Source organism: Priestia sp. FW507-14D1A (assembly GCF_058781295.1).
This window is the reverse complement of sequence record NZ_JBYSWQ010000023.1, coordinates 1-10,571: the sequence shown is the minus strand read 5'-3', so window position 1 is coordinate 10,571 and position 10,571 is coordinate 1. Positions and strand designations below refer to the sequence as shown.

General features: G+C 33.8%; 11 protein-coding genes. 2 read left to right on the top strand and 9 right to left on the bottom strand.

Going from position 1 to position 10,571, the window contains the following annotated elements; all coding sequences use genetic code 11:
- Positions 1–523 precede the first annotated feature (523 nt).
- The 3 genes from AC3WJG_RS26570 to AC3WJG_RS26560 form a co-directional block, all read right to left on the bottom strand.
- Positions 524–1,102: a MarR family transcriptional regulator gene (locus tag AC3WJG_RS26570; RefSeq protein ID WP_223269071.1), complete on the bottom strand. Its 579-nt coding sequence runs from the start codon at positions 1,100–1,102 to the stop codon at positions 524–526.
- Between the two features lie 234 nt (positions 1,103–1,336).
- Positions 1,337–1,846 (bottom strand): HTH domain-containing protein, encoded by a 510-nt coding sequence (locus tag AC3WJG_RS26565; RefSeq protein WP_492588917.1) that lies wholly within the window; start codon positions 1,844–1,846, stop codon positions 1,337–1,339.
- Positions 1,847–2,030: 184 nt separating this feature from the next.
- Positions 2,031–2,984 (bottom strand): hypothetical protein, encoded by a 954-nt coding sequence (locus tag AC3WJG_RS26560; protein ID WP_492588915.1) that lies wholly within the window; start codon positions 2,982–2,984, stop codon positions 2,031–2,033.
- Positions 2,985–3,084: 100 nt separating this feature from the next.
- On the opposite strand from AC3WJG_RS26560, the gene AC3WJG_RS26555 reads away from it, so the two are divergent.
- Positions 3,085–3,306: a hypothetical protein gene (locus AC3WJG_RS26555; RefSeq protein WP_251470506.1), complete on the top strand. Its 222-nt coding sequence runs from the start codon at positions 3,085–3,087 to the stop codon at positions 3,304–3,306.
- A 571-nt stretch (positions 3,307–3,877) separates the two neighbouring features.
- On the opposite strand, the gene AC3WJG_RS26550 is transcribed toward AC3WJG_RS26555, so the two are convergent.
- Positions 3,878–4,045: an aspartyl-phosphate phosphatase Spo0E family protein gene (locus AC3WJG_RS26550; protein WP_047749689.1), complete on the bottom strand. Its 168-nt coding sequence runs from the start codon at positions 4,043–4,045 to the stop codon at positions 3,878–3,880.
- A gap of 455 nt (positions 4,046–4,500) precedes the next feature.
- On the bottom strand, positions 4,501–5,919 hold the full coding sequence (gene mobV / locus AC3WJG_RS26545; RefSeq protein ID WP_492588913.1) for a MobV family relaxase: 1,419 nt from the start codon (positions 5,917–5,919) through the stop codon (positions 4,501–4,503).
- Between the two features lie 275 nt (positions 5,920–6,194).
- Here mobV and AC3WJG_RS26540 point away from each other — a divergent pair, with 275 nt between their 5' ends.
- A complete protein-coding gene (locus tag AC3WJG_RS26540; protein WP_492588911.1) occupies positions 6,195–6,602 on the top strand; it encodes a hypothetical protein in 408 nt (135 codons plus the stop codon).
- A gap of 298 nt (positions 6,603–6,900) precedes the next feature.
- On the opposite strand, the gene AC3WJG_RS26535 is transcribed toward AC3WJG_RS26540, so the two are convergent.
- From AC3WJG_RS26535 to AC3WJG_RS26520, 4 genes are all read right to left on the bottom strand, one after another.
- The gene (locus AC3WJG_RS26535; protein ID WP_492588909.1) at positions 6,901–7,389 is read right to left on the bottom strand and encodes a hypothetical protein; all 489 of its coding nucleotides are present in this window, start codon (positions 7,387–7,389) and stop codon (positions 6,901–6,903) included.
- A 70-nt stretch (positions 7,390–7,459) separates the two neighbouring features.
- The gene (locus AC3WJG_RS26530; protein WP_492588907.1) at positions 7,460–8,455 is read right to left on the bottom strand and encodes a DUF3231 family protein; all 996 of its coding nucleotides are present in this window, start codon (positions 8,453–8,455) and stop codon (positions 7,460–7,462) included.
- Positions 8,456–9,236: 781 nt separating this feature from the next.
- Positions 9,237–9,653, bottom strand: coding sequence for an NAD(+)--rifampin ADP-ribosyltransferase (arr, locus tag AC3WJG_RS26525; protein WP_492588905.1), 417 nt, complete (start codon positions 9,651–9,653; stop codon positions 9,237–9,239).
- 179 nt (positions 9,654–9,832) lie between these two features.
- A complete protein-coding gene (locus AC3WJG_RS26520) occupies positions 9,833–10,372 on the bottom strand; it encodes a DUF3967 domain-containing protein (protein ID WP_492588903.1) in 540 nt (179 codons plus the stop codon).
- Positions 10,373–10,571 lie beyond the last annotated feature (199 nt).

Genomic DNA, 10,571 nt, shown 5'->3' with positions numbered 1-10,571 from the left:
AGGCTGGCTTAAAAATAGTGTAGATACATCATGAAAAAGAGTAGAATTTTGGACAGTTGCTCTGGCGGTTCGGCAGGTATAATGGCCGTCGTAAGCCGAGCATTTTTAACTTCGTTTTGGGTATGTTCGGCTTGGCGATATAACCAGTCCTGCCGAAATTTGAAATACAAGGAGAAAAGAGTGGAGATTTTTTAAGTGATTTCCTTAAAAAATACTACTCGAACCTTGTGTGGAAAATAGCCATATAGACATGAGAAATTTTCATATGTATTAAGTTCAATACACTTTAACTTTTTTAACGAAAAAAGTATAAAAAGACCCTTGCAATTCTATCAGCGAATTGCTATTTAATAAGAGAGTGAGAGGGACAACACTAAAAAAAGTCTAAAAACTCAGTAATACCAATGGTTTCGAGATTTTTCATAGTTATCGATTTCGATAACTTTAGTTATCGAAATCGATAACTATGAAAAACAAGAAAATAAAAAATCCGTAGTTATCGAAATCGATAACTACGGAAAAATTAAAATAATCGTTCAGGTAATTTTTTTAGTGCTCTAGGAGTTTTTCTAAACATAGTTTGTAAAGTTTCGTTGATATTGTCACGATCTCCACAATAAATAATATGAGGATTTATATAAAGTGCATACATCCTAGCATTTACATCATCTTTTCCACTCTCTGCCTTGGACATAATACCTTTATCTATCAACTGCTTAACAAGTCTACTTACAGTAGGTTTACTAGAACCTAGTTTTTGAGCTAAATCACTTTGGCTCAAAGGAACTGGAGATTTCTTATTGATATCATCTACTAAACAATTTGAACGAAAACCTATATAAGGGATAACTCTATTTAAAAACTTATACTCTTCAGTTTTTAAATAATCAATTTCAAACAAGTAACCCCAGTTAGGCTGAATAATTTGAGCAAATTTTGCTTTGTTTTTAATTTTTTTTTCAGGGACTAACTTCATTTTACCTGCATTTGCTTTAGCTTGCAGTTGATTTGCTAAATCTAATTCCTCTTGTGATAAAACTTGTGAATTTTCAATATCTCTTAATCTAGCTTTTCTTTCAGCTGCTTCTAATGCTTTTTCCAACTTTAATTCCTCCATTTTTTTGTGGAAGGAACTAACCTTATTGTGTTAGAATACATTTATAAAGTTATGTAGTTGAAGGTTAATTCCTTCTGTAATAGTTTTAGAAGAAGTCCTCCTAGTCCTGGAAAACTTGAGGGCTTTTTCTTATGTCTAATTTTCTACCAAATCCTACATTTTTGCAAACCCTATTTGTAAAATAAACAAGAAAAATCACCTTATATGTAGGTGATTTTTTTAATCTAATAATCCTTTTTCTTTAAATACTTTTCTCAAAGCTTCGTTTACCAATTCAGATTTATAGCTCTTGGGAACTTGATCAATAATACTTAAAACATCACCATCGAAATAGAACCCTCGATATACTCTTTTAGACCGATCTTTTGGACTTTGCAACAAGATATCAATTGCATCTACTTTGCTAGCATTTGTACTAGCTTTTTCAAAGCTATCGTTAGTACTTTCACTTTCATTTACATAGCTAGTACTAGCTGCTACTTGGCTATTGGCTAGCTTTTGTTCTGCTGGCATTTTACTGTTTTTAGAGATAAGAGTACTAAAATCAACATCTAAAGGTTCTGATTCTTCTCCAACATAGCGATAAATACTTTCTTTACTGTCCCACTCATAACCTAATTTCTTAATCTTTGATTGAATGGTACGAGTGCTTACACCATATTGATCAGCTAATTCTTTAATCGTGATTTCTTTCATCATAATTCCATTTAACATCTTCTTTACCAGCATCCTACTAGCCCCCATTCTCGTTTTAAAAGTATAGTACTAGTATTCAAATGCAAAGTAATATTTCCTGCTGCAACTTCTATTCAAAGCAACAATCTTCCCCTCCAAGCTTCCTAATGACAAAATAGGGTTATATAACAAAGAGTGCTTATATAAATTATATAAGCACTCTAAAATTAATTATCTATCATTTTTTCTTTATAAACTTATTACAAGCATAAAGGCCAGCAACACCAGTTATTTCTGCTGCCAATGATTTGAGAGCTGAACCACCTACTCTTAACTTTTCTTCCCAACTTGTCGCTTTTGTAATAAGTTTCGCAGTTTCTTTAAATCCACCTAATGAATTTATATATTTTTTCACTTTAATAATTTTTGCTGCAGCAAAAAGGTTAGAACCTACAAACCATGTTAATGCCCCAGAGCAAGCACCAATTGCAACCCAATCAGGATCTGCTAATACAGGGAATGCTGTATCTTTATTGAAATCAACTACTTGTATTAAAGAATTGTCTACTATTTCATAGTGAGTAGGAACTGGATTGCCATTAGCATCTTTAGCCCAAGCTTCTCCAAAAACACTTTGAATAATATTATTTTCATCAACTACAAAAACTTCTTCAACATCATCTTCTAATGCCAAGTCCTTGCCGAAATAATCAGAAGAAAAAACAAGTTTTTGACCTTTTGGTAAATCTAATTTAAAATCATATCTTTTAGGTGCATTCTGATTATTAATACTAAGAATACTTCTAACACCCACATCTGTAGGCTGAATAACTAAATCTACATTTCTATGTTCACCATTGTATTGATAACTACCATCATTTGTTACTATTGGACTACCAATATTCATTTCATTTGGAACACCAATCCCAATACTAGATTGTTCATTATCTCCATTATTCACATTAATCTTATCTGTATTGTTTTCTGGAAGCTTAATTGCACCAATATCATTATTAATAATACCTTTGTCATCTGCTTTTACTAATTCTTCAGTTCCAGTTATCTGTTCAGCTTTTAGTGCTGCATCATTTGTGCTAGCTGCCAGTGCCTTTACATCTGTATTAACTGAAAATATACCTATAAATAAAATGAAGCTAAGTGATACTAAAAAAATCTTGTTAATAAATTTCACTACTTAATACCTCTTTCCATATTTTTTCATATAACCTATAATATTCTATAATAAGAGTGTATATTATGTAAATGAATTCCATTAAGAAAAGGTGATAAAAATGAATAAATCTTTCTATTACACAACAACATTAACAATATTTCTTTTAATATTGTTTAGTATTAATATAATAAGCAAGGAAACTTTTGCAATTTTATTTGTTCCTTTAGGTGTTTTTATGTTAATTATCGGAGTATTAGAGTTAAAAAAAACTATAAAAAATAAAGATGATATTGAAAAAGAAGCCCTTTTATTCAAAAATTCGTTAAAAAAAATCAAGTAACAAACAAAGAAAAATCATAAACTATATATAATATACATTTAACGTACAGATGAAAGATTACTGTGCGTTTTTTTATAGAAATTAAATATGAATACCTTATACAAATCTAGTTAACATAATGTCTCTTTCCGGAACACATCAAAAAAGAGAACCCTTATGGGAGTAAGGGTTCTTCAAGGGTCACTTTTATAGAATATGCAGCTTTTTATACATCCTTGATATGACAGCTTTTCTTAGTATGATGAACGAACTGAAGATGCATAAAAAGCGCACCTTTTATTCATATGCAAAGCTGTTCAAATAATTGATTTTATATCTATATATGATATATTAAAGGCCAGACTATTTTTACAAATTTCAGCGTAACCCTATTTTTGAGCAACCTCGCGTCCACTGCCGAGGTTGCTCTTTTATTTTGTATATGTAGCAACACATTAAAAATAGTATCTAATTACAAAACATGGTAATCTACTTATGTTTCATACTTCGGATACGTATGGACAAACCCTTACAAAAAAAGCAACCTCGTTCATTGGCCAATGCCGAGGTTGCTTTTTTGCTTTTAATAGCTCTATTTAATCTTTTCTAATTCATTTAACATCTCATCAATAAATTGACTAATCTCTACCGTGTTATTACTTGTAAACCCCTCTTTAAATGCCGTCTCAATCAAACATTTTCTCTCTTTTTCAATTTCAACGGTTAAAGCTTCTTTTAAGATCACTTTATGAGACTCCAATATTCCCCTCACCCATTTGCTTTTAATAGCAAAACAAATAAAGGTTGATCATTCTAAATGCGATCAACCTTGTATTCATTTTATCTTTTTATGTTCATACAAATATTTTACAGTATACAAATGTCCTTATACAACGGAATTTTATGTGAAAATCAAAACTTGTCATACAAATTTTGATTTTCATCTTCACAACTAAAAAAGTTTGTGATATGCTTCACATATAAAGATATCCATGACGAACCAGAACACTCTTGAATGTAATATAGAAAGAACTATTTCACTCCGATGCCAATACGAGTGAAATAGCTTTTTTTATATGGCTTTAACTATTTTTATTAACCAGAAAAACCATAGTTATAAGCATTCAACAATAAATAAATGTCATAACCAGCTACCACTGCAAAAGCAATAAGTAAGAGTGTCGTTTTAAGTTTGCTCAATTTCATGTCTCCTTTTTACCGTTCTAAGTCTTGTTCCTTGCGATTTGATCGTTTAGCGATCCCACCGACATATTGAAAAAATGAAATCCTCTTCATCTTCTCCACATTCTGATCAATCCAATTCAATGCTTTTTCCTTCCAAGCTTTTAATGTTTTGTTCTCTTCTTTTAATTCCTGAACCTGCTTATTCGCCTCATCAAGCTCTTTTTTGGGCACATAATCCTTTATATAACCAAGATTCATCTCCGTTAAGCTCTCATTCACTTCTTTTTCCCGTACAAGCTCTTTTTTCGTTTTCTCATGTTTCTGCTTCTCAATTGTTAAATCATCGCTGAGAGAGCTTATATGAGCCTCATATTGCGTATCTAGTTCTCTCTTAACCTCATCTTTGACCTTTTCCTTTTGTTCAGCTGAAAAATCACGGACAAGCTTCTGACGCATTTGTTTTTTGGCCTTCTCTACTTGGCCATCTTGATGCGCCACATATATTTCTAATTCTTGCCTTGTCTCACTCAAATCATGCTTCAATGTCTTATTCTCTTTTTCATAACGATCTACTTCATGACTCAACGCATGGGTACGTTCATGCTCGGCCGCCAATGTTTGCTGCAGCTCTTTTGTGAGACTCATAAGCTCATGAAAATCCGCTTCTTCCACTTTCACTTTGGAACCCATGACACTCTTGGCCGCCTCTATTTCAAGAGGTTGACTACATAACTCTTCAATCCGTCTCTCACTACGTATCTCAACGGGTGGTGCTGCTTTCAACTCCACTAAGTTGTCCATCTGTTGAAGCTCTTTTTCCTTGTGGGTCACTAGTTGTTGCAGATGCTTTAGCTCTTTTTGACGTTCTTGTTTCTTAAACTCATGGACACTCTTATGCTGTAGCTCACTCGGCTCGCCACGCTCAATATCATACCCACGTTTGTTCATGTAGTTGTGAAAGTCATCCTGAATTCTACGAATCTTCGTTTTCCCATGGAAGTACTCTTTCGCCGCCAAGCGCCGATCCTCCGTGATGGGCACAAAACCCACGTGCATATGTGGCGTTGCTTCATCGTTATGTACCACCGCGTATAAAATGTTCTGTTGACCATACTTACCAGAAATATGATCTAATGATGCTTCAAAATATTTACGCTGCTCGTCTGACGACATCGCATGCATATACTCCGGACTGGCCGATACAAAGAATTCTGCCACCAGGACGGCATCATTCCGAATTTTTCGTTTCACACGGGTGGCCGTCATCTTCTTAATCTCTTCATGGTACTTAATTTTGTCCTCATTCACCAAGTCATAGTTGAGCATTGTTCTAGTTGAATCGATGTCTTTATTTTTACTGTTCTCTCCTTCTCGCTGGTTGTGTTTCTGTATCCCCAAAATTGCGTCTTTGTGGAACTTTTGCATGCGGATAATCCCATATTTGGCCATCCCTCAATCCCCCATTTCGACCACTGTACTTGGGTCTAGCATACCACAACTTTAGATTTGGTGTAACGCACTACACCAATTTTTCATCTTCGATAAAATTGGGAGCGCGCTCTGCGAGGCCAAAGAGCTTCCTCCTAGCGTCGGTATCTCGGTAGAAACACCGAGATAAAAATCAAAATCCAAAGACAGAAAGTCTTACCTAAAAGTAGGTAAGACTTAAAAAAAAATGATAAATTCCTTTTATAAATTCAAAATTTATAAAAGGAGTATACACAATGCCAAAAAAAGAAGAATTAATTCCCAAAATGAGTTCATTAAAAGCTAGTGAGAAACACAAAGATTACAAGAACCAATGGAAAAATTTCAGTAGACGAATGCAAAAACATCCCCTTATAAAAGAGTTTCACTTTAAACTGTCTAACGGTATATGCGCATGGTGCGATAAAGCTATAGACAAAGAAAAATTTGTATTACACCATATAGACTATGATCATAAATGTATCAATCAAAGCTCTATAAAAATATTAAAACCAACGCCAAAAAGACCAAACAGAAAAGTTCAAATTCCTAATTGCGAGGCATGTGCTAAGAATTGTCCTCTTGAATTTAATGAATGTATGAAAAGAGTTGTGCCTGTTCATCAAATTTGCAACTTCATTATTTCAAAAAGATCACCTGAATAAAAACCATTTAACCACCCAACCCTCCGTTTCATCGGAGGGCTCCCTCGCCGGTTGGCGTCAAACAAACTTGTTTGTTTGAGTACCAAGAGGGTCTTGGTGTAGTGACATTGTCAATTCCTTAATGCTCCCTACGGTCCGCTTACCATTGACAATGGCCGCATATAGTCCACTTACATTATCATAGCTGTATCACATGATATGTCGCTGATTTTCGCTTGTCACTGTTTGACATATCACTTATATGTTAATCGTTGCTATTACTGCGTTCATAGCTCAATTAGGTGATATGTCAGTCTACTCAATTCTTCTGTTTCAATCCAGCAACATTAGCAGATGTGAAGTTTTCTTTGATAAATTGAAAACCGTATAAAAGTAGTGATTTCACAAAAAATATAATCATCACTTGAGGTCTGCTTAATCTCACATAAGAAAAGACCCCTAACTTTTTCAGAAAATCTGAAAAAGGGAAAATAAAAAACAAATCTGTAAAGAAATTAACAATTAGATATTTAAAGAAATGACCGTACGTATATTTTAAAATCCATATGGATCCAACTAAATATTGGCCCCATAAAAGTGGTGTTTCGCCTCGAGCTTTTGGAAACAAACGTTCATAGAACCACCACCATTTTCTTTTTTCAGCAATGTAACTTTCTAATCGAATCGATAAAGTTATAAATAAACTAGCTGCAAAAAATCGTTTGATTGATTTTTTGCCTATAAAAGGGACACTAAGCCAAGGTACAAGCATGATAGCCCATAACCAAATCTTTGGATGTTTTGTCACTCTAATAAGCCTCCTATTTAATAAATCATACTTAATGTCTCCTTAGAAAATACAAAATATTAATAGCCAGTTATAATTCTGTTCTGTCGTTAGCTTGTGGTGGTTTTTCGAGCCATCCTTTTTTAATCATGAGATTTCCCCACATTGTAGAGACTTTTATATCTCCAAGAATTGCTTCTTCACAACGGCCTATTATATCTATTCTCATACTTGTTGCCATAGCATTTGAATAATAAGTCATTCCTAAATTAAACATAAAACCCGCGTGAAATAATAGTAAGCGATTAGAAAAAGGCAACGTCTTAGAATTAGTGACTTCTTTATCTAGCAAGCTTGGCGTATGTAGATTTTCTCCATGTAGGATCGATGAAAAGATATCAATATGCTTGTTTAGCACTTTTAGCCCCTTTTCCATAAAGCTTCTGACTGGTTTATCTGTAACTACTTGCTGAAAACCAAGAAGCAAACCTTTGGCTACAATACTTTTTCTTAAGTTACTATAGATATTCCCAGCTTCCATCGAGTTCAAGGACCTGGTTTTCCCTATGATGTCCATTGCATATTCTACACTATCGATTAGTTCGCTTTGTTTAGATACAAAGAAATAAGGGTCTTTTTCATAAAGTCCCTTGGCCGTCAAAACATCGACAGATTTGTTATAAACATTCATCGCATCATTGATACATTGAACATAAAAGTTTCTAATATCTCTTCTACTTGCTCCACTAAGAGATAACGTGTGGCCGGAGAGGCCATGGATAGTCATATCGTGTATGTAATGTAACCAAAATGTATCTGTAAATAACGCCTGAGCTTTGGGATTTACGTCTTTATCAGTAAATCCTGTAGGTAAAGGAACTTTCTCTTGTTTTAAGATTTGCTTTACAAACTTTAAATGTTGAGTAGATAGCTCTAGACAATAATTAAAAAGAGAAGCAACGTCTGGATCCTTTGTTGTCTTAACTACGTATTTACTGATGCAAATAGCCATGGTCTCCCTAATATATTGAACCCATAGACTTGTGACTTCCGAAGAGGTCAATCTATTATCATTTTGCTTATTCATATCGTTTACCTCCGTAGCAACTAAACCATATCGCTTAGTTTGTCCTGGAAGCATCTATTTATGAAAAGAAGCGTATCGGCTGCCGCTTCGCACCCAATACGCTCATTTAAAAATAGGTCATAACAACTTCACCGCCATAACAAATAAAGCAAAAGGATACCTTTTGCTTTTAAAATAAACATCATTCATTTACACAGAGTAGGTTGATCAATAGATAGAATGGGCTGTTCCACTTTGGCATTTGTCATTTGTTCTTGAACAAAAAACCATATAGCAATATTGATTACGACGGCCACCAATAGAAAACTTTTATTTTTACTAATAAAGTTTCCTCCTTTGAGTCATAGTCACAACAAAGGCCGCCCATTATGTATCATCCTATAAGGCGGCCTTCATTGTATGTATGCTACATGTATATTCGCATTTTCATGACAATATTTTTAAAATCTCAATCCCTGCTGCTGCCTAAAAATAAATCAAAACAGGAGAATAAGAGAAAAAACTTCTTTATAGCTACATAATTACTAACGTAATCAAATGTATCTATAAAAAAGTATCTTGAAAAACCACACTAGATTATGATTGTTTTCTAAAGAAGCCGACAACGGCCACCGTAATGAGCTTAAGAAGTACATATCATATGCAATATACCATGATACATAAAAGAAGACACCTTAAAGGTGCCATTTTTTAATAAAGCTTTTTTATATCTTTTGAAAAACATAGTACATGCTGTTCATCATACAGAAACTTATATTTTAGTTAAATCCTTAATTTGGAATTAATCGTATATTATATTTTTTCCTTCTTCACTTAACTTTTTTAAAGCTGTAAGCATATGATTTATTTCTTCCTCAGAGTGTCTTTCCCATGAACTTAATTCAGCCACTATTTTTAAAGGAGATTTAGATCTATAAGAACGTGTTGGGTTTCCAGGGAACTTTTTGTCAGTTAAATTTGGATCATTTTCAAAATCACCTAATGGTTCTACAACATAAATTCTCTCTTTTGAATTAGATCTTGCTAATTCAGCACCCCATTTAGCAGCGTTTAATGTTCCAGTAAAATAGATATGGTTAAATTTTTTATCCTGATAATTAGATAAATACAACGGCTCAAGCAGATCTCCAATCTTTAGTTCTGCTTTAGTACCATGAAAAAACGGACCAGGATCTAAGACATTTTTCTTGTCATTCATATAGCCACACCCTTTACACTTTTTGACTTGCGTATAACAGTATAAGGCTGGACATGAGTGAAAAAACAGTCTATAAATAATTTTTAAATAGGGTTATAATTAAAGTAGAGATTAAGATGTGATCGGAAACAAACCACCTAAATAAAAAAAGGGCTGCTAATTAATTAGCAGCCCTTTTTTTATTTCCAAAATTCCCACCACTTCTTTTTCTTTTCTTCACTGGCAGCAATAAGTTTTTGAGTTTCTTGAATTCCCTTAACAGCATCTAAAAGTTCACGATCTCTATTCTCTAATTTCTTTGAAATATACTCATCTCTTTGTTGGATCTGCTTCAATAATTCTTGGTTGAATTTCATTTGTTCTTCTTTAAAATCTTCAAATTGTTTTAGTAATTGCTCATACTGCTGTGTCCCCTGATATGTCATTGATTCCTCTGTGTCACGGTCTGACACATCGATTTGATCAATCGTTGATATTACTGCGTTTATAGCCTGATCCAGTGACATATCAGGGTGCTTTATTAACTCTCTAATCTTACGCAAAACCATTATATCTTTATCAAAGAAACCTCTGTGGCCTAACTCGTTTTTATGGATATGATACCCTGCTTTTTCAAGCAGCTGAGAATACTTACGAACAGTAGAACTCTGTATCGCTAAAAGCATAGCGACATCCCTTGCTGTATAAACCTTTTGCTGCTTCCTTGTGTCACCTGACATATCACTCAACCTCCTGCCATGTCCTATGATATGTCATTCGATATATAAAAGAAAAGCTCCTTTTAAAAGATGATTTAAACTTATATTTTAGAATCACGTGGCCGCCTTCGTTTTGGGGTGTGAGGCTGGCTTAAAAATAGTGTAGATACATCATGAAAAAGAGTAGAATTTTGGACAGTTGCTCTGGCGGTTCGGCAGG

Coding starts and splice junctions, on each gene's coding strand:
- mobV (WP_492588913.1), bottom strand. CDS start 5,919: ATGGCCAAATATGGGATTATCCGCATGCAAAAGTTCCACAAAGACGCA.
- AC3WJG_RS26540 (WP_492588911.1), top strand. CDS start 6,195: ATGCCAAAAAAAGAAGAATTAATTCCCAAAATGAGTTCATTAAAAGCT.
- arr (WP_492588905.1), bottom strand. CDS start 9,653: ATGAATGACAAGAAAAATGTCTTAGATCCTGGTCCGTTTTTTCATGGT.
- AC3WJG_RS26565 (WP_492588917.1), bottom strand. CDS start 1,846: ATGCTGGTAAAGAAGATGTTAAATGGAATTATGATGAAAGAAATCACG.
- AC3WJG_RS26555 (WP_251470506.1), top strand. CDS start 3,085: ATGAATAAATCTTTCTATTACACAACAACATTAACAATATTTCTTTTA.
- AC3WJG_RS26520 (WP_492588903.1), bottom strand. CDS start 10,372: ATGTCAGGTGACACAAGGAAGCAGCAAAAGGTTTATACAGCAAGGGAT.
- AC3WJG_RS26530 (WP_492588907.1), bottom strand. CDS start 8,455: ATGAATAAGCAAAATGATAATAGATTGACCTCTTCGGAAGTCACAAGT.